The sequence below is a fragment of the Flagellimonas zhangzhouensis genome, assembly GCF_900102925.1.
GTDB lineage: Bacteria > Bacteroidota > Bacteroidia > Flavobacteriales > Flavobacteriaceae > Flagellimonas > Flagellimonas zhangzhouensis.
On the sequence record NZ_FNKI01000001.1, the window covers coordinates 1,060,150 to 1,084,786 of the forward strand.

The 24,637-nt window shown below is 40.1% G+C and carries 19 protein-coding genes; 11 read left to right on the top strand and 8 right to left on the bottom strand.

Annotated features, from left to right (window positions below; translation table 11 throughout):
- Positions 1 to 168 precede the first annotated feature (168 nt).
- The 7 genes from BLQ18_RS04620 to BLQ18_RS17205 all read right to left on the bottom strand — a co-directional run bounded on the left by BLQ18_RS04620 (position 169) and on the right by BLQ18_RS17205 (position 10,754).
- Positions 169 to 558 (bottom strand): response regulator, encoded by a 390-nt coding sequence (locus BLQ18_RS04620; RefSeq protein WP_090293168.1) that lies wholly within the window; start codon positions 556 to 558, stop codon positions 169 to 171.
- A complete protein-coding gene (locus tag BLQ18_RS04625) occupies positions 530 to 3,685 on the bottom strand; it encodes a PAS domain S-box protein (RefSeq protein WP_090293170.1) in 3,156 nt (1,051 codons plus the stop codon). The genes BLQ18_RS04620 and BLQ18_RS04625 overlap by 29 nt, the downstream gene beginning before the upstream one ends.
- 218 nt (positions 3,686 to 3,903) lie before the next feature.
- Complete coding sequence (locus BLQ18_RS04630; RefSeq protein WP_090293172.1) at positions 3,904 to 5,100, bottom strand: PepSY-associated TM helix domain-containing protein; 1,197 nt, start codon at positions 5,098 to 5,100, stop codon at positions 3,904 to 3,906.
- Between the two features lie 72 nt (positions 5,101 to 5,172).
- Positions 5,173 to 7,557 carry a TonB-dependent receptor gene (locus BLQ18_RS04635; protein ID WP_090293175.1) on the bottom strand — a complete coding sequence of 795 codons (2,385 nt, stop codon included), beginning with the start codon at positions 7,555 to 7,557 and terminating at the stop codon, positions 5,173 to 5,175.
- A 312-nt stretch (positions 7,558 to 7,869) separates the two neighbouring features.
- On the bottom strand, positions 7,870 to 9,150 hold the full coding sequence (locus BLQ18_RS04640) for a serine hydrolase domain-containing protein (RefSeq protein WP_090293178.1): 1,281 nt from the start codon (positions 9,148 to 9,150) through the stop codon (positions 7,870 to 7,872).
- Between the two features lie 109 nt (positions 9,151 to 9,259).
- The gene (locus BLQ18_RS04645) at positions 9,260 to 10,474 is read right to left on the bottom strand and encodes a DUF3500 domain-containing protein (RefSeq protein ID WP_090293180.1); all 1,215 of its coding nucleotides are present in this window, start codon (positions 10,472 to 10,474) and stop codon (positions 9,260 to 9,262) included.
- 136 nt (positions 10,475 to 10,610) lie between these two features.
- Positions 10,611 to 10,754 (bottom strand): IS1096 element passenger TnpR family protein, encoded by a 144-nt coding sequence (locus BLQ18_RS17205; protein ID WP_417935097.1) that lies wholly within the window; start codon positions 10,752 to 10,754, stop codon positions 10,611 to 10,613.
- A 440-nt stretch (positions 10,755 to 11,194) separates the two neighbouring features.
- On the opposite strand from BLQ18_RS17205, the gene BLQ18_RS16870 reads away from it, so the two are divergent.
- The 5 genes from BLQ18_RS16870 (at position 11,195) to BLQ18_RS04685 (ending at position 15,155) form a co-directional block, all read left to right on the top strand.
- A complete protein-coding gene (locus BLQ18_RS16870) occupies positions 11,195 to 11,491 on the top strand; it encodes a hypothetical protein (RefSeq protein ID WP_090500014.1) in 297 nt (98 codons plus the stop codon).
- Positions 11,492 to 12,341: 850 nt separating this feature from the next.
- Positions 12,342 to 12,695, top strand: a complete 354-nt coding sequence (locus tag BLQ18_RS04670; protein ID WP_067031187.1) for a single-stranded DNA-binding protein — start codon at positions 12,342 to 12,344, stop codon at positions 12,693 to 12,695.
- A gap of 62 nt (positions 12,696 to 12,757) precedes the next feature.
- Positions 12,758 to 13,207, top strand: a complete 450-nt coding sequence (locus tag BLQ18_RS04675) for a JAB domain-containing protein (protein ID WP_090293193.1) — start codon at positions 12,758 to 12,760, stop codon at positions 13,205 to 13,207.
- A gap of 417 nt (positions 13,208 to 13,624) precedes the next feature.
- Positions 13,625 to 14,212, top strand: a complete 588-nt coding sequence (locus BLQ18_RS04680) for a BfmA/BtgA family mobilization protein (RefSeq protein WP_090293196.1) — start codon at positions 13,625 to 13,627, stop codon at positions 14,210 to 14,212.
- A gap of 469 nt (positions 14,213 to 14,681) precedes the next feature.
- The gene (locus BLQ18_RS04685; RefSeq protein ID WP_139150362.1) at positions 14,682 to 15,155 is read left to right on the top strand and encodes a hypothetical protein; all 474 of its coding nucleotides are present in this window, start codon (positions 14,682 to 14,684) and stop codon (positions 15,153 to 15,155) included.
- Positions 15,156 to 15,194: 39 nt separating this feature from the next.
- Here BLQ18_RS04685 and BLQ18_RS04690 read toward each other — a convergent pair whose 3' ends face one another.
- On the bottom strand, positions 15,195 to 15,599 hold the full coding sequence (locus tag BLQ18_RS04690; RefSeq protein ID WP_090293200.1) for a helix-turn-helix domain-containing protein: 405 nt from the start codon (positions 15,597 to 15,599) through the stop codon (positions 15,195 to 15,197).
- Positions 15,600 to 15,743: 144 nt separating this feature from the next.
- Between BLQ18_RS04690 and BLQ18_RS04695 the strand changes: the two genes are divergently transcribed.
- From BLQ18_RS04695 to BLQ18_RS04720, 6 genes are all read left to right on the top strand, one after another.
- On the top strand, positions 15,744 to 16,955 hold the full coding sequence (locus tag BLQ18_RS04695; protein WP_090293202.1) for a HEPN domain-containing protein: 1,212 nt from the start codon (positions 15,744 to 15,746) through the stop codon (positions 16,953 to 16,955).
- Between the two features lie 10 nt (positions 16,956 to 16,965).
- Entirely contained in the window at positions 16,966 to 17,310 is a 345-nt protein-coding gene (locus tag BLQ18_RS04700) for a hypothetical protein (RefSeq protein ID WP_090293204.1), read from the top strand.
- Positions 17,311 to 17,544: 234 nt separating this feature from the next.
- Positions 17,545 to 18,423: an Abi family protein gene (locus BLQ18_RS04705; RefSeq protein WP_175443716.1), complete on the top strand. Its 879-nt coding sequence runs from the start codon at positions 17,545 to 17,547 to the stop codon at positions 18,421 to 18,423.
- A gap of 1,042 nt (positions 18,424 to 19,465) precedes the next feature.
- Positions 19,466 to 21,598, top strand: a complete 2,133-nt coding sequence (locus tag BLQ18_RS04710; RefSeq protein WP_245668065.1) for an Eco57I restriction-modification methylase domain-containing protein — start codon at positions 19,466 to 19,468, stop codon at positions 21,596 to 21,598.
- A 10-nt stretch (positions 21,599 to 21,608) separates the two neighbouring features.
- Positions 21,609 to 24,008, top strand: a complete 2,400-nt coding sequence (locus BLQ18_RS04715; protein WP_090293212.1) for an AAA family ATPase — start codon at positions 21,609 to 21,611, stop codon at positions 24,006 to 24,008.
- Between the two features lie 35 nt (positions 24,009 to 24,043).
- The gene (locus tag BLQ18_RS04720; RefSeq protein WP_175443717.1) at positions 24,044 to 24,628 is read left to right on the top strand and encodes a hypothetical protein; all 585 of its coding nucleotides are present in this window, start codon (positions 24,044 to 24,046) and stop codon (positions 24,626 to 24,628) included.
- Positions 24,629 to 24,637 lie beyond the last annotated feature (9 nt).

Below are 24,637 nucleotides of genomic sequence, written 5' to 3' on the forward strand. Positions count from 1 at the left end.
TCTTTTGTGTCATTTGCTATTCATTGAAAATGAAAAAGGCGCAATAACCAAATGCCGTGTTGTGGTGTTACTTCTCTACAGATAAGGCAAACCGCATATACCGCATTTGCAGGGAAACTGCATAAAGCACTGGGTATGGATATATCCGTGAACGGCCTTATACTGAAATCAAAGTGGCTTTTTTAGCTTCGCCACCATAAATGACTCCATCGCAAGTTCATCCAAAGGTTTTTCAATGAACGAATCAACATTTGGCAAACCATTGGCCCTTTCCCTATCCCCAGGGTTTATGGAAGACGTCAAAACATGAATCTCCACGTTTGTTTCAACCGTTAGGGAGTCCACTGCTTCAATAAACTCCCAGCCGTTCATCACGGGCATATTGATGTCCAAAAAAACGATATAGTGTTTGTCTGGATTGTTCTTGATATATTTAAGGCCTTCCAAACCGTTATAGAATATGGAAATGGGAATGCCCTTTATTTTCTGTTCGATCAAATTTTGATTTAAAAAATTGGTGATGGCATCGTCATCGATCAATAATATTTCTTTGGCCATTTTGAAATTTTTTATTGGTTATCTCTATTACTTTATGTAGTTCACGGTCAATTTCATCAATGGAGGTTGAAATGATATCCAACAGGTCCTTTGTTGAGAAAACTTCTTCTCCATAGCTTCTATGGTGGATCAGAAGTGACATAATCCTGGTCAGGGGCGAACGGATGGCATGCGACTGCAGCCAGGCAATTTCCGTAAGCATTTTGTTTTGGCCCTTAATTTTTTCCATTTGTTCCCTTGCCTCTGTTACATCCATTGCTGAACCAATGGTTTTAATAGGGTTGTTGCGGCCATCCCTCTGGACATAAAAGCTATCTAGTACATATCCCATGGAGCCGTTTTCGGATATGGTCCGATACTCGATGGCCCAATCCTTCTTTTCAGACTCGTACAAATGGTTTTCAAGGGTATTCCAGACATGTTCCCTGTCTTTTGGATGGATTCTTTTGAACCAATCATTTTCAATTTCAAAGGGCTGTTTGGTTATTCGTTCCTCCACTCGGTCCAAAACTTGGCAATATAATAAGGTTTTGGATCGATGGTCAAGTTCCCAAATGACCTGCTTACTGGCCGACATGGCCAAAAGGAACCGTTCCCTACTTATCCTTAATTGCAACTCATACTCCTTCTCTTGGGTAATATCCCGGACCGTTCCTTCAAAATGCATTGGTTCCCCTGAGGATTCATCGACGACCATTTGGAATTCTTGGTGCACCCATTTAACCGCCCCGTCCCCGGTGATGATCCTATGTTCAAATTTCGTAATGACCCCTGGTTCCAAATGGATGTTGGGACTTTCCTCGATAAGGTATCGGTCTTCTGGATGGAAGGCTTTGGTGACATTTTCCATGGTCGGATGGAAATTTTCAGGGGTATATCCAAAAATCCCATAGGTTTCCGGGCTCCACTCACTAAGGTCCGAATCGAAATTTCTATACCAATATCCAATTTTAGCTATCCGATGTGCCCGGTTGAGTCTGGTGTTTGACATCCTTAAAGAATGCTCAAGTTCCTTTTGGTCAGTGATATCCTTGGCGACCGCCAATACAAGTTCATGGTCCATATTGGCAGTACTTGACCATATGAACCATTTTTCCGTATTGCTTATGGTCAACATACGCATTTCAATACCATCAGTTCTTCCCGAACCACGTCGATTGGGCAACACTTGGTCCAATTTTTCCTGATCGGATGCATGTATAAAGGCTTCAAATGCCATTCCCACAATTTGTGTTCGATTTTTGCCTATTGCTTTAGAGAAGGCTTTATTGGCCTGTTTTATTCTCCCATCAAAACCAATGATGCAAAAGGGATCCGGTGAGAGCTCAAAAAACTCCAAATATTCCGCTTGGACCATTTTTTGTTTGATGGGTCCCCCTATCTGATGGCCAATTCCCTCAACAAGATATAAGATATCATTCAAGTCCTCTTTTGGTTGCTTTGCAAATAAAAGGAGACATCCAATGGATTCCTGGCCCGAAAGTATGGGTAGGCCAATGCAGGTTCTGATCCCAACCTTTTTGGCGAAATTTGATCGAACAAATTCAGGGTTCTTGTCAAAGTCATCCCAAATCATCAATGCATTCGCTTGTTCGATTTTGCCTTGTATTCCCTTCTCCATTGAAAAATAATCCACAGGCATGGGTTGCTTCAAAAAAAGTTCGCCACTCTTCCCACCGCTGGCTTGGCCTAACAGGTTAAATTTGGCCCCGTCCCTTGATTTTAACCACACCTCAGCAGCTTGTATTTCGCACACTTCGACCAATTTTTCCATGATGGTATCAAGGCCGTCCCGAAGGCTTCCCTTTTTTCCAAAAGCTTTAACGAGGTCCAGCCAAAGCTCTTTTTTCAATTTGGACCTCATCCTTTCGGTAATATCTCTGGAATTCATGACAATCCCCTGAATGTGGGGCGTGGCCAAATGGTTGCTCCAAATGGATTCAATCCACTTCCAGGTTCCATTGGAATGTTTGAATCGGAATGGTTCGATCTCAACATGTTCGACCTCTTGTACCATTTCGAGGGCCTTCCTTAACCGTGGTATATCGTCTTTGGACAATTGATCAAAAAAACAAGTCTCCATCAAATCATGGGTTGAGTACCCCAATTGGTTGTCAAAGGATGGGGAAGCATAAAGGTAGATTCCGTCCGTATCCACGATAGAGATCAGATCGGTCCCGTTCAGCACCAAATTTTTGAACCTGCTTTCGCTGTTCTTTACTTGGTCCAAGACATCCGATTGATTGATCAAATGGGATAGATTGGTGGTTAGGGTGTTCAACAATTGCACTTCTTCTTTCGTCCATTTCCTTTCTGTCTCATGGTCCTCCAAGCCGATAAAACCCCTGAATGTGCCAGATGAAAAAACTGGAAGAGCCAATAATGACTTTAGGCATTCTGTCTCCAAAGTTTCCGCAAGATTAGGTTCCGAGACCTTCGATCGGTTCATCGAAAAGACCCTTCCCTTCCTCAAACGCCCAATTAGGTGCTGTAGAAGCGGAAAGGGCAAGGCAGGGTATCCATCGAGATCGGATTTAGGATCTCGGTCGGTCTTAATTTTCATTAACGTGATCCTATCAAGTTTCGAATCGCTCTGAAAGAAATAGACCCGATGGATTTTCAAGGTCTCCAATAGTAACGTAAAACAAACATCCAATGCTTTCAACCAATCCGGATTTCGAATCAAATTGTTGTTCATATCCGAAATGGCCTGGAAAAGTCGGTTTTGGGAAAGTAACCTTTTTTCGTACTCCACGGAATCGGAAATATCCATGGCTATGACAAGTTCAGCAGGTCTACCTTTGTATTGGATGAGGTTGCTCTTCAGAAATACGGGGAAGACCGTACCGTCCTTTTTCTTATGGCGAAAAAAGCCCTCTTTGTAGGTGTCCTTTCTCTTTTTGGTGTTCTCGATGGCCATTTCCAATTTGGCGATATCCTTTTTAGGTCTTATCGCCTTAAGGGTCATACGAAGGAAACGGCCTTTGGTAAAGCCATACTGTTGCAGGGCCGCATTGTTAACCTTTAGAAAACGAAGTGTCTCTAAATCGTAAATCCACATGGGATGTGGACAAAAATCAAAAATATGGTCTTCCGATAAACTGGAAGCATCTAGGATGGGGGACATTCCTTTGAGGTTGGTTTAAAAAGTTTGGGATAACTGAAACGGTTGGATAACCAAACGTCACTGGTAAAGAATTAAGTTCTGAAGCATGTTGCCTATGTGGATATGGTTGGTTTACTAAATTGAAATTCCAAGACCCAAGGAATTTTATCTGTAACGGATTTTAATCAAAAATATTTTAATATTATAAATTAAGTGAAATAAAATCAAATGAATCGTAATCATGCATCTCTTTGTTTGTTCCCCGAAAAAAGTCGTAGTTGATCTTCACCACCTCTATTTTCCGGCCCGAGGGTTGGGATATGATGAAGCTGAGATTGTGGGGAATTCTGCATCCCGTTCTTCTTTCCGGTCTTCCTTCTTTTTTTGTTCCGGTATATGTTGAGCCCCGTCAAGAACAACAGCAAAGGGACCAGACCGGAGACGAAGACCAATATCCTGCCGATGGTACCGGCCATTTCACCGATATGGATAGGGTAGAACTGCGTTGCCATTCGGTTGCTGTTGGGGTCCGTCCTAAAATCACTCACCACCGTAACATGACCATTGGCATCGAGTTCCACTTCTTTGGTCCTTCGAAGCCCTGAGGTTATAAACCGTTCCTTGATATATCGAAGCCTATAATGGTCCGTTCCATTCTTGGGAAAGTGGATGGCCCGTAAGGCGTAGGATTCATTTGTTTTTGACAGATAATCCAGCAATCGTGGAGAATCCCCATGTGCCCATGGTCGTGGAGCCTCTAGGCCCGTGCTGTCGCGTTTCCCATCAAAAAGGCCGAGGGCCGATTTGTAGTAGGAGTTATAGGTAAAGTAGGAACCACTGAGGGCCATGATGAGCAAGGGCACCATAAAATAGGCCCCAAAGGTCTTGTGCAGATCGAAATTGATTTTCTTTCTTTTTCCCTTCCATTGAATGGTAAAGCCCTCTTTCAAGTTGTTGCGATAGGATGTTGCCCAGATATAGAAACCAGAGGTCAACAGGAACAAAAAGAAAATGATGGCACTGGTCCCCACAATGTATTTGCCAAACGTTGGAATGCCCAAGGTCCGGTGAAGGACCAACAGGTTTTCAAAAAAGCGAATGGAAGCTGATTTTTTGCCGAGATAGGCATGGGTCTCGGGGTGGTAATAACTGGTCTTTCCATTATTGAACGTAATGGAGATCGTCTGTTGTTCCCGATAGGGGAGGAACATACTGTTGATGCTGTCCCCATGAATGGCAACCAAACTTGCCGTGGTTTCCATGATGGTCCTATCGTCCAGATTCCCAAAGTCCTCCACCTGGAGCAGGTCGGGATTGAGAAATGCGGAAAGTTCAGGTTGCCAGACATAGAGGGAACCTGTGAGACCGGAAAATGAGGCGATAAGCCCACAGGTGAGGCCCAACCAAAGGTGTATTTTCCGAATCGTTCTATTCATAGTGGTCAGAAGGGTACCTGATGTTGTTATAAAACGGTGCCAATGGGAACATCGACACCGCTTTCTTATGGATTAGAAACTGTACAAAAGGCTCAATTTCGTATTGATGCCTTCCCCGGCTCCGGTAAAGGTGCGCAAGGGTGCTGCCCATTGCGACCTTGCGGGCAGGTAATATTCGTTCAACAGGTTATTGATGGCCAAGGAGACGGATATATTGGACTGCAATCGATAGGTCGCGGACCAATTGAGCAAGGTATATCCTTCCACTGGAAATTGGGTGTGCCTAAAGGTGTAATTGTCGTTGGCATCCAGATAGGGGTCAAACCTGTCCCTGTCCCCCAAATGGGTCATTCGTAGGGAGGTGCCCAATTTGTCCGTTGGTGCCCAATTGACATAGGCCGTCCACTTTGGGGCGGCAATGACATCACCTCCCAAGTAGACCAGATTGTTTTCATTGCCCCCATTATGGGTCACTCCTTCCACATAGGTGTATGAGGTGCCCAGTTGCCATTTGTTGTCCGGGGAAAAATAATCCAGGGCAACCTCCCCTCCATAGATATCCTGGGGTTGTTTTGAAGGAACAAACGAATTGATGTTCTCATCGAATACAACGCCAGTGCCCAAATTCGAGGTGCTGTAGTATCCCACAGCTTCAAATTTGATGTTATGGAACTTGGACAGGAAGCCGAACTCATAATTTTTGGTCACTGCCGGTTCCAATTGGATCTCATTGATGTTGTCTGCTGTTGCGGACCGGAGTACCGAACCCAGATCGGCAATGGAGAATCCTTGGGAATAGCTCACATAGGGAATGAACTCTTGGTGTTTGATATAACGGAGACCGACATTGAAGGCCAGATTGTCAAAACCTATCTTACCACCTTCGACGGCCACTGATGGGTTGAAGTTGTCATCCCCAAGAGGGGAATAGGGAAGCGTATTGTAGTCCTCAATGTCCAAGTTCATGTCATCAAAACGAAGACCGGCCTTCACTACCCAGGTCCCATTGAACTTGGCAGTGGACTGAAGGTAAGGGGCCCAACTGAACATTTTAATGTTCGGCACCCATAACCTGCCATCCAAAAGGCCTTGATTGGTCTTGTCGCGGAGCAGGTCCACACCATAGGTCAGGGAGATGTCCGTTGCAGTATTGATGGGAAAGGTCGTATTGAAATTGGGCCTCAGTCCATATTTTTCGGCATTGATGACGGATTGGCCACCATTTTCAAATTTATCGGAATAAAAGAAGATGTTTTCCGTGTTTTGGTAATATAAGTCCGCCGTAAAATCCGTGGTACCCGAGAAAATTTGGGTCAGGTTATATTTTAGCTGCCCGTTCACAAGTGTCGATCCCGTGGGCTCCTGTCCCTCTACAGAACCCTCGACCCCGTACCCGGCCGTGAGGATATAGTCCCCTTCCTCGTTAAAGACCTCGAACTCTGCCGGAACAGGTATGAATGGGGTGTCCTGGGCCGATTTGTATAGGTTACCTCCCAAAGTGATATTTTGGTTATCGGAAATCCGGTATTCCAACTTGGCCAGGGCACTGTAGATCTTCGTGTTGTCCAGACCATAAGTGGGCAAGATCACAGTCCCGTCGGCATCATATTTGTTTCCGGTCTTTTCATAGCTCCCGCTGATATAGTACTTAAATCTGTCCAAATTGCCCTTGAGGGACTGGTATAGCCCAAAACCAAGGGCGTCATCTGTGGCCGCCAGGTTGGAAGTACCCCAAACATTTGTGGTGCCCTCTATTTTTTCGGCAACGTTCGGCTTTTTGGTGATATAGTTGATAAAACCCCCATTGCCCCCATTTCCAAAAATGGAGGTGGCCCCTTTGATGACCTCGACCCGGCTGATATCATTGGGACTTATTGATTTTATGCCCAACTGTCCATTCCGAAGTGGGGTGGACTGGGGAATCCCGTCGACCATAACCAATAGCGAACGTCCTCGCAAAGTCTGTCCCCAATTGGAAAAGGTTCCGGTGGACACCGCAAGACCGGGTACCGTAAACTCCAATATTTCACTGATGTTCGAGGTGGAGTTTGAGAATTCCTGTAGTTTGACCTCGCCCACCACGGTCACGGAGGCCGGGATTTCTGAAAGGTATTCCGAGTTTCTGCTGGCCGATATGACGACCTCGTCCAGACTGTTCAAGTCTTCGGTCAATACCGCCGTGAACGGGATGGTGCCATCATGCGAAAATGTTATTTGCTCCACACGTGTCCGATAGCCCAACATCCTGAAAGTCACTTCCCAGGTACCCTCTTTAATGGAAGTGAGTTCAAAGTTGCCATCATAATCTGTCGTGGTTCCAATTTGTAAAGCTGGGATGTAGACTGTGGCCCCCATAAGGGGCTGGTTTTGTTCATCGGTCACTTTTCCGTTGAGATTCGACTGGGAAAATGCGCTAAAGGTGAATAGTAGAGCCGTAGCAAGCGTAATGAGTTTCATTAATTTGGATTTATTTAAAATAAGGAATCAAAAATAAGGTATAATACGATAAACACAAATCTTATTTGGATTTAATACAAATAAAAATCAAGAAATGGTTTGCGAGGTAAACTGGTTGATCAGAAATTAGAAATTCCATAAGATTTGAATTTTCTGATTCGTCATTTATTTGAACTTTGGTAATGCTCTCAGTTATCAATAGTTGTGCGCGTTGGCAAGAAACTATATAAGTACACACGAAACTGAGAATCCGCCAATATTTGGAGAGGTAGCCCTAAAATAAGCACCTAATTATAGCCTATATTGAACGGGTTATTCGTCAAACAATCCCGATTTTGCCAGCTGTCGGGCTATTTGATGCAAGTTATTGAGTAAAATTCGGCCTTCACCGTCAAAACCACGGGTACCGAAATACGCGATGACCAAATCACGGCTAGGTGAAATGTACAGTCCCTGTCCGCCACCTCCCTCTTTGAAAAAATCGCCATCGTTCATCACTACATCCCATTGATAAGTGGAATGCCTTGGAGGCTCACCGTCCACTAAATGTTCAGCTGTAATTGGATCATCGTAAATGAACAAATCAATTGGGCCCGAATTTTTAATGATTTCAGGTCGGCCGCCTTGTTGTATTTTATTGATGTAAGCTACTGGTATAAAATCATAGGGGGAGATTCTACCCGATGGAGTGAACAACAGTCCAAAACGGGCATGATCTCTCAAGGTAGCACTGAGTCCTCCCATATACATCCTATCGTTCGAATTCGGTAAAAACATCAGTGCATCCGATTCCGCACCCATTCTTTGCCAGATTCTTTCTTCAATGAGTTCAACGGCAGTCCTATTTGTAATCCGCTCAATGATCCACCCCAGAACTTCGGTGTTGAGGGAGAAGTATTCATAAATCCGTCCGGAAGGTCCTGTCTTTTTCATCGGAGCAAGTTGACCTGATGGTCCTCCTTTGGATTTATCATTACCGATCCAGCCATTCTCGTTAAAGAATAGTTGTGCAAAATGATTGTCATCGATTCCCATTCCGGAGCTCATGTCCAATACATCAATAATGGGAACCGCACCCCAGTCTGTTCCTTTCAGTTCTGTTAAATAGGTCGATATCGGTTGGTGAACATCTATTTTACCCTCCTGTTCCAACAAGGCAATAATAGTAGAAACATAGGGTTTGGTCACTGAAAAACTATGATGCTTATAGTACTCTTTCATGTGGGGATATTCCTCGAACACGATTTTGCCTTTATGCACAATGATCATGCCATCTACTAAGGGGCTCTTTATATATTCTTCCAAGGGTATCTCCCCTTCCCAAGTTTTAGTGACGAATTTCCTCACATCCTCCCTAAAATGATAATCCAGTTGTCGTATATCACCCGATCGGCTAAGGACTTGGTGTGGCCAAAATTCGGACATGTGAGAATTGATGTACCGCGTGAAATCACCTCCTTTATTCGATTGTTGATGAATGTCAAAATCGGCATGGATGGCTTGTATCTCTTCCAAAGTGTAGCCCTTAAATTCTTGGGAACAAATTAAATGAGGCAAAAGAATTGTAAAAAGGATCAATAGTCTTGATTTCATTTGGCGTTTTTAAATTGACCACAACTTGTTTATATCAATGTAAAATATCGATATATCCAAAATAGATGGATATTGAAGTATTTGATTATCGTTTATTCTAACTTTGACCTCAATTGTGATGATGCCTTTCTTTGTGTTGTCTCAATAAGTCTTTCCCATAATCATTGCCGTTTGGGGTTCTTACCACCGTATGGATGTGGTTTCTTGATGGCTTCCCATCATCGGCATTGGGTACGCCAACGACTCTTTGATGATCAAATTCGATAAGTACAACTGGACTATGGATTCGATAGTAAAAAACGGCATTCTCGGAAGTGTCTCCGACCCAAGAAAACCATGTATCATCAATATTTTCCATCACTTCCCTCATTTTTACCTTATCATGCCCCTCTCTAATATTGCTGATGTACAAATAAATTAAGTCCAAAAGTTTTTGCCTTTGTTCATCTGAAAACTTTGAGACTGGAATACCTTCATAATTAAGGGTTAAATTATCTTTATTGGCCTCAGCCAAATTGTTGTTGCCAGTTTTGAACCTTGTAATAGTGGCTTCTTTCTGGTTTACGGGCCCTAAGGACTGCATCAGTGCCAATCCCATATTCTGTTCATCCTGAAAAATGGTATTTCCTTTGTACTTACCTGAAGTGGTAATTATTGGTTCACCGCCCATAAATACAGGTGACATTACCACTTGGTCTCGCAATATAAAGTAGTTGATGACCAGATGGTGTCCATCCAATTGCCATCCCCAAGGCTCAGTACTTGAAGGTTTTCCCATTATGGTCAAGAAATATAATTCTTCATCATAATCCAATGATCCATTATTGAGCTCTTTAAGCGTCTGGTCGGTCTTCATGATGTCCTTACTCAGTTGCAGCCCCTTTGCGCTTAACGATTCCTGTATTAAACCAAAGGCCTTTTTTTTCTGATCGTCGGTCAACTCTTTTAGGCTAACGCCCTGTCTGTCATAAATTCCATTATCCACGTTGCACCATTTCCTCCATTCCTCGTCATCAACAGTAAATGTGGTGCGTTCTACTTGTGAAGCGGACAGGTTTCTTAAAAATATCTCAGCGGCTTGTTGAATCGGTAAAGTCGAAACACCAGTTGAACGAATTTGGAATAAATTGTTTGAATCACCCTCCTCTGAAAAGATTCCAATATATGGCTCTTTCAAGGCCTCCGCCTCCATTTTGGCAAAACGTTCTTTCACAGGATTTACTTCCCCAGGATTTTCATTTGTTTTGGCATTTTCGTTTTGACCCTCTTTATGCCTGCAACCAAAGACTGTCCATAGTATGAGCACTATGAGTACGTTTTTCATCTTTTATAGTTTTTTAGCCCTGTGAACTACTTAAATGTATGGAAAAAAAACAACACCTGATATTGCCTAATTGGAATATAACCGATTGTCTTTCATTGGAATCGGTTATTTGAACTTTGATAAATGCAGGAATTTCCTAGTAGTTAAAGATTGTGATTTTGTAATGGTGATGGTTCTCCCATCCCATTACGATTGGGATGATATGATGGAGTCTATAAAGTTTCGTGTTGGCAGGGGCCAAAAATTCACGCGATATTTTAGGGGGGTCCTTCCAATTCAATTCGAAACTTGAATATATTTTTCAATATTGAATGCTTTATTAAAGAAACACACTCCATTTTAAAGCAAGGTTGATATGAACTTCATTAGTTTGGATTTGATTTGTCAAAATTGTTCTTATTCTTAACGGTCCTATCAGTTTCCTTGAATTGTTTCCTTAATGAAGAGGAGCTGATAAATATACTTTCCCATATCCAATGAAGATATATTTCCAAAAGGATGGGAAATGGCTTTTTTATAAATGAATGGCCTTGCTGGCAATTATTTTCTAATCAATATTCCCTAAAGTTAAGCTTGCACTATTTTCTCGGACAAGGGACACATAAAGCCGTTGCTGATGTCACTATTTCCGTTTCCTTGCCACTCCAAAATTTTCCCTTGCGTTTGGCGGTCTGCCACTATTGTTCAATTTAAAACGCAAATCATGGAAAACAAAACGTAGTGCAACTGGGTTTTGGCTTTGGACTGGAGCCAGCGAAAACAACAATTCCAAACTTAAGACCGAAGTCTTTCATAAAGGCCAAATCCGATTTTGTCCTTGACTTTATGGACCTATTGCAAAGTCCCATCATTGTGTATCCATCACAATGGCAGGATGCCGTGCCCAAACACCTTTTAAACAATATCACCATGGCCCGGATGTTGACCCAGATGCGTGGGGAACACATGGCCTCCTTGACCGAGGTTGTAGCCTATATGATGCCCAGGACCTTCGAATCTCCCATGGCCAGTGAATGAGTGAACATCTACACATGGTGTGGGCTCCAGTATGCCACGACCTTTCTCAAAACGGGACAGATTAAGGCCATGGAGGAACTGGCCCCCCAACAACTCTCCGAATATGAGATGGGTCTTTTGAAAAGGTTAAGGGTCTGGATCTATGAGAAACGGCGACAAACTATAAAGGAGAGGATGAAAACTTCAATGCCAAAGTTGAGCGGACCTTCCCCTAACAATCAGGGAGAGCTGTTCCAGAAAGACTAAAAAGAAACCAAGTTCTAGGATCATTGACCCATTACTATCGCAATAGTTGATGTGTTGGCATTTGGCCAATACGGAAGTCGTCCAAACGGATTTTTTGTGCGTCCTTCCTTTGCAAACCCTTCTTGGGGCTTTGCCTGGGAAGGCCGTAAATCCGTCCGTCCGCCCATCAAATTTTAAGGGGTCCTTAATAAAAGAAGCCCTGGTTGTTTTTCGGGGCATCGAAAAACAGGGCAGTGCCCAAGGACTTCCAATCAGGACACCATTGCCTGCAGTCGCTTAACTTCCCGTACGCTCCCTTGCCAATGGGTCGGATGGAATTCCTAAGGCCTTCATAGAACCTGTCAAGGCCAAGACAGGTTTTGTCCATAAATAGGGGTTCCACTTCCTTGAAAATCCCAGGATTTTACTACGTCGCGGAGCCTCCCCATTTCAGTCCAAAAGCCTTGACAGAACCCCCTTCTTTTATTGTGCTACGCACGTAAGAAGCAAACAAACGCCCCCTTAAAATTTGGGAAACAAAGACCAAAAAATAGAGGGGAAAATTTTAACCCTGTTTGCTGATCTATCCATAAAGGAAGACGGCAGGCCTTTAAAACTTTTTATCATGAGTACATTGAGAAACAAAGTGCAACTTATCGGAAACGTGGGACAGGATCCCACCATCACAGACCTTGACAAAGGCAAACGTGTGGCACGCTTCACCATGGCCACCAACGAACATTACAAGAACTCCGAAGGGGAACGGGTGACCAATACCGAATGGCATACCGTCATCGGATGGGGGAAACTGGCCGACATCATCGAAGGCTTCGTGACCAAGGGCAAGGAAGTTGCCATCGAAGGGAAATTGACCTCCCGATCCTATGAGGACAAAGAGGGCAATAAAAAGTATGTGACCGAAGTAGTGGCCAGTGAGATCCTGCTTTTGGGTGGTGGTGATAACAATACCACCGAGTAAAATGAATAAGGGGTGTTCAGACCTTGGGCATCCCTTTCTTTTTCATCCTTAAAACATTTGAAATGGAACACCGTGTCAATGAAATACAGATCAGTTATAGGGAAAAGCTCAGTACCTTGAAATCCCTTTCCGTGACCAATTCAAACGACGTGGCACAATTGCTCTTCAAAAATTGGGACGCTGACACCATTGGATTGAACGAATGCTTCAAGATTCTTTTGCTCAACCAATCCAACAAGGTCAAAGGAATCTATTCATTGTCCATTGGTGGTATCACGGGAACCTTGGTGGACATGCGAATCCTTTTTGCCATTGTTTTAAAAACTTTGTCCGTGGGCATCATATTGACACATAACCATCCATCCGGCCAGTTAAAAGCAAGTGAAGCCGACAAGCAGTTGACCAAAAAGATCCAACAGGCAGCAGTACTTTTTGATGTCAAGGTATTGGACCATATCATCCTGGCACCCGATGGACGATATTACAGTTTTGCCGATCATGGTTTGATGTGAAATATTAAGAATTGGCAACAAAAAACGGATGTCAGATTCGACCAAAAGGACCCAATCATTATGATTGGGTTTTTCTATGTTCAAAGGCATGAATTCCATACCTTTAAAAACAGGTTAAATAATAACCCAATTACGGCAATCCAATTGGTTTGACTTTCCTGGAGCCGTACCATTCGATTTGACTTTTTATTAGAATGCAACTGGTTTTTAAACCATGTTGAGCGATTCGCTTTTGTCCCTGCGGGACGAAAAGGAGGAGCAAGAGGATAGCGGGCAAGCACCGCGCTATTGATTCATTTTCCTTCGGAAAAGCCCTGTTTATAAGGGTTTTTGGAATTTAAAGGAATTTAGGGTCAAATGGTTTTTGATGAAAAAATGGGCTTGGCCCAGTAAAATCAAGGAATTTTTGGAGAAAAAATGGATAAAGGATACGAAAAAGAACGGTTTGCGGCTCTGAAGGTCAAGGTTTCAGTGGCAAGAAAATTTAGGGGTTTTTCCAAACGGCAAGGGAAGTCCCATTCCATGACCTTATTGGCCATGGTGGAGTTTTTTGAACATAATGGAATCTCACCGGACGAAAGGATGCACGAAACCATAGCGAGTTTAAAATATTTGATCAAAAGACGTTTCAATGCGATGGTGGCCATTATGCGAAGTATCGAAAAGGAGCAGACCCTGCCCACGGTAAGTATGATTCAGGCGCTTTTTCAGCAGGAACTGGAATCCGAAGAGGAGGACGGATGGGAAGGGGACTTCGATTTTTTTGAGCAGCAGTTGACCGAAAAGAAGGCACCCTCCAATCCCGAGCTGTTGGATACCGAAGTCCATGTCCCCAAAATATTGCATGAACATTTGAAGGAGGAAATGGAAGAGCTCAAGGATGATTTCGCCTATGTGCTGGATCATGTTTCCGTTGTCAAGAACCACTTTGGCAAGAATCACCTCAAACTTGACCTCAATCCTGGGGCCATCGAAAAATACCGAACAAAACTCAAGAATATGTAATTATGTATGTCACTATTTTTATGCTAATAACCGGTATTTGACCATCGGGTTTTTGTTTGTGCCTGCCTGGTCTAGCGTGCAAAAAATAGGCAATGGTCACTTTAAAAAGGAGTAGTGGGATTTAGGGACAATTAGTCAAGGCTTATCGATTCAACTTACAATAACCAAAAGCTACCAAAAATGGAAAAAAAACGGGTTCATTGACATACCACGCTGTCTTTATCAGCCGTCTGTGCCCCCATCACCCGCTAGGTGTTGGCACATCCTTAACCGCGGTATGGCGACTATGCGACAAATTTAATGAAAGAATCGGGTATTAAACATTTATTGTTAGAGGCAGTGGCCTACATTGTTCAATAGGTTGGAGATTTAAGTTAAATCGGCATATGAAATTTAGGTTAAGACATGGCATTGACAAATTTCATTAGGCAACTGTAAGGGTTTCTCAGTATCTTATAATAAAACACCCATGAAAAAAATAGTGTCCGCTTTTTGTTGCCTTTGTTTCATTTTGTCATGCACTGACAATGATGATGAAAACAGATTTCTTCTGGATGAAAAGGATTATTTGGTTTTTGGGCATTTCTATGGGATGTGTGTAGGGGAAGAATGTGTCGAAACATTCAAGCTGACTGATTCGGAGTTGTTTGAGGATACTGAGGATGATTATTCTGGCAGCAACCTGAATTTCATTAAGTTGGACAATGAAAAATTTGAACAGGTCAAAAACCTGATGGATTATTTCCCCAAAGAACTTTTAAGTGAAAATGAAACTATCCTGGGCTGTCCTGATTGCGCGGATGGTGGCGGTCTTTTCATTCAATATTATTACAACGGTTCATTGAAAAGTTGGAGGATAGATCAAGCAAAAAGTCAGGTGCCGAACTATTTACACGGATTCATTGATGAGGTAAACGATAAAATTCAGCTTATTAATAACTGAGTCTTGATTAAAACTTAGGGTGATGACAAGGGCTTTTTGCTATTTGACAAGCTTTTCCAAATAAGCAACCTTCTCTTTTTCTGCTTGAAGAAGACGCTCATAAAGTTTTTTGTTTTCTTCATAGGCTTCAACAAGTTTGTCAATTGGATTGAAGGTCGGATTATACAAAACTCCGTTAAGAACTGAATTGTCATGAAAGGAATTTGAAATAATATTCAAAACAGACTCCTCAGAAAAGTTTTTGATTGCATCTGTAGTCACTCCCAAAGCCTTGGCAATCTCTTCCAATTTCAAATCGTCCACCTTTTCGCTGTTCTCGATGTTGGAAACGGCCTGTTGGCTTATACCCAGTTCTTCGGCAAGGGTCTCTTGCTTCATCCCGCGAAGTTCCCTGATCCTACTGATCTTTCTGCCTATGTGATTGTTCTTGGTCTTTGTCTCCATATCTCAAATATAGGGTCTTTCCCACAATAATCCGATTGTAAAATACAAATCTGGTTCAATAAAATACAAGTGCCCATGGTGGGGTACTTGGGAATATGGCCTTAATATGGTTTTCGATTCTCGAACTCTTTAAACCATAATCCCATGAAATATGACACAAACATACCGGAAAACTTTGAAAAAGCGGAAGAGCTGTCTGAATTGCTCGACAGCATCCTGAACATCATTACCATTGACAGGGCCTTTTTGTCCAGAAAACAGAAGGAAGGTAATGTAATCTATTATTTCCTAACTCTTTTTGTGGATGTAAACAATGACCCACTTCCCAATGAGATTCGTTCACTAGTAATCAAAAAAGGCAAGAGGCACCCAGATTTCAGGATACGGGTCTATACGGAGAACCAATCCGAAACAGGCCTTGAAAGAGGGTCACTCTATTTCTTGGAACATTGCTGTCTGGGAGAAAACGTTTTTGCACGTTTACAAGGAGGGAACATCATGGACTATTCCACCATGGCATACGAGACCCTCATAAAGAGGGCCACTCGGTATTTCAAATCGGAAATGGGAAAGGTAAATGCCTTTGCCAATACTGCGGACATCTTGATTAAGGAAGGAGATTATGCCATCGCCACCTTCAATATGCACCAGGCCTTTGAACTTTCATTTCGGTTCATCGAACAGATGTGCATAGGAAGGGGCATGGTGACACACAGTATCATTAGCCATATCAACTACTGCAAACAGTTCTTTCCCACCCTCCAACCTTTTTTGGAATCTTCCGATATAAAGAACAATGAACTTTTGCTCCTGTTGGAACATGCCTACAGTGTTGCCCGTTATGGCAATGAGTTTGAGATCATAAAATCACAAACCACCGCCATCCAATCACAGATGAAGGATTTCATCCAAAAGATTGAATCCATTTTCCATAGGCATCTTGAACAGTGCAAAAACCAAAAGGAGGGTATCGAAAAGGAATTTGAGAAAGCATTCCCTAAAGAAACTAAGGGAATTGAGAACAAAGACGGAAACTCCTTGATTGTTCAATTGAAGGAATTGGAAAAAGAGCACTTCTTTGCCCTAAAGCCATACATCCCCGAAAAGGGTCTGTACAGCATCGACCTCATAACCGAGGGATATGGAGAAACTTCATTTATCATCTCTAACTTGATTAAGGTCTGTATCACCGCATTGGAAACGGAAAATTTCTCGACACGTTCCGTTCCCCAGCCCCACCGAAACATAAGCGAGGTTCTTGGATATATCTTGGATTTGATTCCCCATGATGAAATGGAATTCTTGGACAAGGTCAGAAAATTATTATCAGAACAACTTACGACCACAACCGAATAAATTCAATGATATGAAATCAAAGAAGAAAATACTAAAGACCATGGAAGATATCCAAGAGCTCAGAAACAATCTTTCGGGACTTTTGGGAAACAATGGGTCAATGGACCCCAAGGGAAACTATGTATACTTCAAGGTCAGGGACAACAACCATTTTTTGATACAGATCAAAAGCCTTTTGGAGATCTGTGTATTAGCCCTTGACGGAGAGGGAATGATGCTATCCCCTGGCAACCAAAATGCATCAAAAGAGGAGAGTGTCATCCAAGTATTGGAACTGATTTTGAGCATCCTTCCCGATGGTCAAATGTACTTTTTGGACCAATTGGATGAAATGCTAATGGAGCTGCAAAATTGAATTTAGTGTACAATTACTTTAGAACTTACATTTTTCTGAAAACCAAAACAGTAAAGGCAAACATGAATAACAAGTTCATAAAAATTTATATCTTTGTTTTATCAATACCTCCCGGACCTCTCAACGATGTGCACTTTTGGGGGGTTTTTTGTTTTTATTTACATGCCTAAAGAACGCTACCAAAAACTTCCTAAAACTTTCAAAAATCAAGTCGAACTTCTAAAAAAAAGAGGTTTGACGATCCCAAATGAAGAAAAGGCCGAGCGTATCCTAACCTACATCAGTTATAATAGGCTAAGTAATTATTGGTATCCAATGCTCAAGGCCCCAAAGGAAGATGAAATTTTTAAAGATGGCTCATCTTTTGAAACAATTTTTAGACTTTATCAATTTGATAGCGAGCTAAGGGCAATAACTTTTCAGGCGATTGAACAAATTGAAATTGCGGTTCGAACCCAGATTATTTATCACTTTTCCCATAACCACAATTCTGGTTTTTGGTATGGGAACGAGGACGACTTTTCGAGTTACCCTTTTTATGTTCAATTTTTGTCCAAGATCACCAAGAATGTTCAGGATACAAAGCAAGAGTTTATTTTAAAATATCATAGAAAGTACGAGCAATTTCTGCCACCGGCATGGAAATCTTTCGAATTGCTGACCTTTACCAATCTGGTTTCCATCTTAAAGAACATTAAGGACAATAAGCAGCTTATTCCCATCGCAAAAAGTATCGGCATTCATCATAGCCTTCTTATATCTTGGTTGGAAAGCTTTGTATATATAAGAAATATTTGTGCACACCATGGGCGATTGTGGAATATAATCCTGACCATTAAACCGGAATGGCTAAAATCCCCAAAGGGCGATTGGATCAATCGTTGGGAAAATGATTATGATCCAACTGGACACACCTTGGAACGGGTGGATAAAAATGACAGGATTCTTAAATTATATGCTTCAATTTGCTCCATATTGTACTGTCTTCAATTTATTAATCCTCATCACAAATACAAGAAGCGTCTTTTGGAATTGTTTGAAGAATTCCCACAGGCTGATCTATACCACATGGGCTTTCCAGAGGATTGGAGGGAGCAGCCTCTTTGGAAATAAATAAGAAAATTCTTAATTCCTTGGATTACTTATTGTTTAACTGTACGGTTATTTCTATTTTGGTAGCAAAGCACCCTCCCCATTGCTTTAAAATATTTCCAAAAAAATAACCAGATTAATGCCTTTATTCCAAACCTCGGTACTTAAAAACTACCTTTCGCAACAAGATGAGGTTGCAATAGAAAAAGCATACCTAAAATATTCAAAGTATTTCCTAAATCAGGAAATTCAACAAAATATCCGTAACAGCAAAGAAGAACAGTTTCAGGCAACCTTTCTCACAGAATTATTCGTGAATGTTCTTGATTACTCGATAAACCCAAGCCCTAAGTATAACTTAACAACGGAATTCAAAAATGAAAAAGGTGCAAAGAAAGCAGATGGCGCAATTTTAAAGGAAGGGAAAGCTCTTGGGGTTGTTGAATTGAAAGGAACCGGCACCAAAGACTTGGACAAGGTCAATAGTCAAGCTTTTAGTTACAAGAACAATCATTCTGCGTGTGTTTATGTCATTACCTCAAACTTTGAGAAACTCCGTTTTTTTGTTCAAAATGCCGTTGAACACATAGAGTTCAACCTTTTTACACTTACGCAGGAGGAATTTAAGCTGCTATGGCTCTGTATGCATGTCGAGAACCTGTTATCAGGAATCCCACTAAAAATAAAAGAAGAGAGCTTACTTGCAGAGGAGGACATAACAAAACAACTCTACAAAGATTATTCGGCATTTAAGACCGCTTTGTGGCAAAATATGGTCAAAAACCATCCGGATTATGACCAATTGATCTTGTTCAAAAAAACACAGAAGCTGCTCGACCGTTTTTTGTTCATCTTTTTTGCCGAAGATAGTGGGTTGTTACCTCCTAATTCCGTCAAGAAGATAATCGATAAATGGAAGGATGATACCGACTGGGGCGATGAAAGGAAGTTGTACGATATCTTTAAACAATATTTTGGGTTTATCAACTCAGGTCGGCCCGCAAAAGATGAACGTGCAGAGATTTTTGGATATAATGGAGGGTTGTTTATTGAGGATTCGATTTTGGATAATATTAAAATCGATGATGATATATTGCTGAAGTACTCTGAAAAACTTTCCACTTATGATTTTCAAAGTGAAGTGGATGTAAACATACTTGGCCACATATTTGAAAACTCATTGAATGAAATTGAGAACATTACCGCCGAGCTGGAGGGGCAACAAATAGACAAGAACAAGACCAAACGTAAAAAGGACGGGGTTTTCTATACTCCTAAATACATTACAAAATATATTGTTGATAACACAATTGGCAAACTTTGCGAAGAAAAGAAGGCTGAACTTTCCATTTCCGATGAACGCTTTGGTCTGGCCAGTAAGCGATCCCGAAAGGGAATAGCCGATTTACAGGCCTACCGTGATTGGTTGTTGGATCTTAAGATATGCGACCCAGCATGTGGCTCTGGAGCTTTTTTAAACCAAGCATTGGAATTTTTAATCGATGAACACAAGTATTTGGATGAACTTACTGCCCAGTACCACAGATCACCCTTAGTACTGAGTGATATAGAAACCCAGATTCTGGAACAGAATATTTACGGCGTTGACATCAACGAAGAAAGTGTTGAGATAGCCAAACTTTCCTTGTGGCTGAGAACAGCCCAAAGAGGGCGTAAATTGACTTCCCTAAACAACAATATTAAATGTGGCAATTCTTTAATTGATGATCGAGTGGTTGCAGGGGAAAAAGCGTTTAATTGGAAAAAGGAGTTTCCAAAGGTTTTTGAGAAGGGAGGATTTGACGCAGTGATTGGGAATCCTCCTTATGTGGATATAAAAGGCTTGGATAAAAATATTGTAACTTATTTATTTGAAAAATTTCAAAGTGCAAATAACCGAGTTAATTTATATTCATCATTTATCGAACGGTCATTAAATCTTTTAAATAAACACAAATATTTTTCTTTTATAATTCCATCGTCATTACTAACCCAAGAATCATATAAGGAGCTTAGAAAAATACTACTTGAATATACTACAATTACGAACATTGTTAGGTTGCCAAATGAATCCTTTGGAGGTAGTGCAGGAGAGGTTAAAGTAGACACTATAATTCTAAGTTTTAAATTAAAAGTTGAACCACGTACTTCCGCTGAAATATACATTTACAAAGGATTTGATAGAATTAACGAAATAACAACTCATAATGCTGATATACATTTTTTTACCAATCCATTTGACTGGAAAAAAGATGATTCATACATCTTTAGGATAAATGTCGATAATAAAACAATGGAAATCGTTGAGAAGTGTGAGTTTAAAACGGAAAAGTTGGTTGATTGCGCTCATTTCTGTTTGGGGTTGACCCCTTATGATAAATACAAAGGTCATACGCAAGATCAAATTAAAAATCGAGTTTTTCATGCTACCTATCAAAAAGACGAAACCTTCAAAAAGTTACTAGCAGGAAATGACATAACGAGATACCATGTGGAATGGGGAGGTGCAGAGTGGATAAGTTATGGAGATTGGCTTGGAGCCCCAAGAGAACCAAAATTCTTTACGAAGAAACGAATTCTAGTAAAACAAATAATTGATTGGTCTGACAAAAGGATATGGGCAGCCATTATAGAAGAAGAACTTTATAACACTCAAAACGCATTTAATCTAATAGCAAAAGAAGGTTATATCCCTGAATACTTAATTGCTTTGATTAACAGTAGGTTGATTTCGTTTTATCATAGAAAAAAATATTTGGAAGAATTCAAAGACCGATTTCAAAAGATTTTAATAAAAGACGCAAAGGAATTCCCCATAAAGCAAATTCCAGAAGTTGATCAAAAACCCTTTATAAGTGCTGTCAATAACATAGTATCAGCAACAAGCCAATTACAAAAAGCGGTTGAAACTTTTGCGGGATTAATACAATCCAAATTTGGATTAGAAAAAATTTCAACCAAGCTGCAAAACTGGTATAAATTGGAGTTTAAGGATTTTTTGAAAGAGTTGAAAAAAGCGAAAGTGCAATTAAGTTTATCCGAAGAATCGGAATGGATGCAGTATTTCAATGAACAAAAGCATAATGTCCGGGAATTGAAATCAGAAACCAATCGAATTGATAGTGAGATTGACCAGATGGTATATCAGCTTTATGGACTGACAGAGGAAGAGATTAAAGTTGTGGAGAGTAACTAAATACTGTGAAATGATAGAAAAAATTAAATTCCTTAAAAACCTTGCAGTATTTAATGATTTTGATTGGGATTCAGCAGTAATTGATGATAGTTCCAATGTTTTACTTTTAAAAAAGACAAACATTATTTATGGTAGAAATTACTCTGGAAAAACTACACTTTCAAGAGTAATACGGGCTATGGAAACAGGTTCTATCTCAGAGAAATATGAAAACCCTGAATGTTGTATTTCTATACATGATAATGATGATGTTACGCAAGTCGATTTTTCCTCTCACAACAAAGTAATTAGGGTTTTTAATGACGATTTTATTAAACAAAATTTAAAGTTTATTATAAATCCCAATGAAAATGTTGAACCCTTTGCAATACTTGGCGGAGACAATAATGTTATTGAAGAGGAAATAAAGGTTCTAAAGGAAAAATTGGGGGTTAATGAAGAGAATCAAGAAACAGCTTTGTACAAAGATTTAAAATCTCTCCAAAAAAGTTACGATACCGCTAAATTGGTACATCAGACTGCTGAAAGAACTTTAGCTTCACAACTTAATGAAAAAGCTATTGGCAATCCAAATGGGATTAAATATAATTCTGAAAAATATGGTGATCAAAATTACACTAATGCTAAACTTAGAAAGGAAATATTAGTAGTCAAAAAAGACGAATTTGTTCCGATTTCTGATGAAGAAAAAACAGCAGAAGAAAAGATGCTTCTGGAACAAGCTAAAGATGATATTCCTGATTTAAAAGAATTGATTTTATCATTTGAAATTTTTTCAACCAAGACAAAGGAATTGGTAGAAAAGCCAATTGCTCAATCCGATAAAATTGAGGATTTAGTTAAAGATGCTGTATTAAATAGATGGGTGAAAGAAGGGCGAGATCTACACAAGGATAAATTAGATACTTGTGCATTCTGTAGTAGTGAAATTAAAGAAACCCGATGGGATGAATTAGAAAAACACTTTGATGAAGAATCAGATAAGTTGGAAAAGGAAATCACTGACTTGGTTACCGAAATTAAAAATGAGAGTAAGCTTTTGGATTCAATAAAAATCATAAAAAAAGATGATTTTTATTCGAAGTATCATGGTGAGTTTGAAACGGCAAAAGCAGCATTTGACAATAGTATTATAAATTATCAAAGGACACTTGGCTTATTGATATCGCAATTAGAAAAAAGAAAAAATGAAATCATAAATGCTCAACTTTTTGAAGCTCCAGATAATGCGAAATCACACGTAGACATAGCTGTAGAAAAAATAGAAGAGTTAAGAGTAAAATCCAATGAATACACCGAAAAATTAAGCAAAGACCAAGAGAAAGCTAAGAAGAAATTACGTTTACGTGAGATTTATGACTTTATAGCTACAATAAAGTATAATGAACAGGTTGCTAATATCGATTTGCTTAAAACTAAGCTAGAAGAGGAAAAGAAAAAAAGAGACGATAAGCAAGTTGAAATAGATGATGTTTTAAGTCAGGTTTCAGAAAAGCAAAGGCAGTTGAAAGATGAGAGCAAAGGTGCTGATAAGGTTAATGAACTACTAAACAATTATTTTGGGCATAACTTCTTATCATTAAAAGCAATTGAGTTTGAAGATGAAGATACAGGTAATAAGCATTACAGATTTGAAATACATAGAGAGAATAAAAAGGCATTCCACTTAAGTGAAGGAGAAAATAGCTTAATTGCATTTTGCTATTTTATGGCTAAGCTTCAAGATATTGAAACAAAAGGAAAAAAGCCAATTATTTGGATTGATGACCCTATTTCAAGCCTTGACAGTAATCACATCTTTTTTATTTACACATTAATAAATACTCAGATATATGGAGAAGATGATTTTGAGCAATTATTCATTTCAACTCATAATTTAAACTTTTTGAAATACCTGAAAAGATTGCCAAATGCCAATAATGATGATAAAAAATCTGAAAGAAAAAAACTGTATCGATATTTAGTAATCGAAAGGAATGATAAAAAATCTTCCATTAAAATAATGCCAAATTATTTAAGAGATTATGTTTCTGAGTTTAACTATTTATTCAGTCAAATATACAAGTGCTCAACAATGGAGAATGTTGATGATAGTAGCTATACTGCGTTTTACAATTTCGGTAACAATGCAAGAAAATTTTTAGAATTATACCTCTATTATAAATATCCAGATTCAACAAGTCCAATGGATAAAATGAAAAAGTTCTTTGGGGACGAGAATATTCCAGCAGTTTTTACTGATAGATTGAATAACGAGTATTCACATTTAAGTGGAGTTTTTGAAAGAGGTGAAACTGTTGTTGAAGTTCCTGAAATGAATACTGCAGCCAAACTAATTATTGAAAGAATTAAAGAGGAAGATTTTGATCAATATGAAGCTTTATTAACTAGTATTGGAGAATCACAGTAAGAAAAGACACTTCATGTAATTCAAAGTTATAGAAAATGAAAAACGAGACTCAAATAAAATGTCCAAACTGCGGAACATCCATTGATGTACAAGACATTTTGGCCCATCAGTTGGAAGATGAGATTCGGCAAAAATATCAATCCCAATTGGCCGATGAAAAAAAGAAATACGAAGTAGAACAAGAAAAACTCGAAAAAGCCAAACAAGAATTCGAGCTAAAGAAGAAACAAGAGAACGAGCTTTTTCAAGAACGTTTGGACAAACAATTGCGGATAGACCGCAAGGCTCTCGAAGAAAAACTTAAGGCTAAACTGACCGATGAACAATCCGAGCAATTCAAGACTTTGCAGAAAGAACTGAACGAAAAATCAGAACAGGTCAAGGAATTGAACCGCTCCAAGGCCGAAATCGAAAAACTCAAACGTGAAAAATCGGAACTAAAGGAGACCGCTGAGGCCGAGGCCCAAAAGAAACTGAACGAGGTACTATTTGCAGAACGCGAAAAAATTAGAAAATCGGAGGAAGAAAAAACAGAACTAAAATTCCGGGAACTTCAAAAACAACTGGAAGACCAAAAGAAGTTGACGGAAGAGATGAAACGCAAACAAGAACAAGTGTAAGCTACCCCT

What these genes read in the sequence shown, in the direction of transcription:
- BLQ18_RS04620 (WP_090293168.1), bottom strand. Translation starts at nt 558, where the DNA reads ATGGCCAAAGAAATATTATTGATCGATGACGATGCCATCACCAATTTT.
- BLQ18_RS04720 (WP_175443717.1), top strand. Translation starts at nt 24,044, where the DNA reads ATGAAAAACGAGACTCAAATAAAATGTCCAAACTGCGGAACATCCATT.
- BLQ18_RS04700 (WP_090293204.1), top strand. Translation starts at nt 16,966, where the DNA reads ATGAAATCAAAGAAGAAAATACTAAAGACCATGGAAGATATCCAAGAG.
- BLQ18_RS04645 (WP_090293180.1), bottom strand. Translation starts at nt 10,474, where the DNA reads ATGAAAAACGTACTCATAGTGCTCATACTATGGACAGTCTTTGGTTGC.
- BLQ18_RS04630 (WP_090293172.1), bottom strand. Translation starts at nt 5,100, where the DNA reads ATGAATAGAACGATTCGGAAAATACACCTTTGGTTGGGCCTCACCTGT.
- BLQ18_RS04690 (WP_090293200.1), bottom strand. Translation starts at nt 15,599, where the DNA reads ATGGAGACAAAGACCAAGAACAATCACATAGGCAGAAAGATCAGTAGG.
- BLQ18_RS04675 (WP_090293193.1), top strand. Translation starts at nt 12,758, where the DNA reads ATGGAACACCGTGTCAATGAAATACAGATCAGTTATAGGGAAAAGCTC.
- BLQ18_RS04695 (WP_090293202.1), top strand. Translation starts at nt 15,744, where the DNA reads ATGAAATATGACACAAACATACCGGAAAACTTTGAAAAAGCGGAAGAG.
- BLQ18_RS04680 (WP_090293196.1), top strand. Translation starts at nt 13,625, where the DNA reads ATGGATAAAGGATACGAAAAAGAACGGTTTGCGGCTCTGAAGGTCAAG.
- BLQ18_RS04625 (WP_090293170.1), bottom strand. Translation starts at nt 3,685, where the DNA reads ATGTCCCCCATCCTAGATGCTTCCAGTTTATCGGAAGACCATATTTTT.
- BLQ18_RS04635 (WP_090293175.1), bottom strand. Translation starts at nt 7,557, where the DNA reads ATGAAACTCATTACGCTTGCTACGGCTCTACTATTCACCTTTAGCGCA.
- BLQ18_RS04640 (WP_090293178.1), bottom strand. Translation starts at nt 9,150, where the DNA reads ATGAAATCAAGACTATTGATCCTTTTTACAATTCTTTTGCCTCATTTA.
- BLQ18_RS04715 (WP_090293212.1), top strand. Translation starts at nt 21,609, where the DNA reads ATGATAGAAAAAATTAAATTCCTTAAAAACCTTGCAGTATTTAATGAT.
- BLQ18_RS04685 (WP_139150362.1), top strand. Translation starts at nt 14,682, where the DNA reads ATGAAAAAAATAGTGTCCGCTTTTTGTTGCCTTTGTTTCATTTTGTCA.
- BLQ18_RS04670 (WP_067031187.1), top strand. Translation starts at nt 12,342, where the DNA reads ATGAGTACATTGAGAAACAAAGTGCAACTTATCGGAAACGTGGGACAG.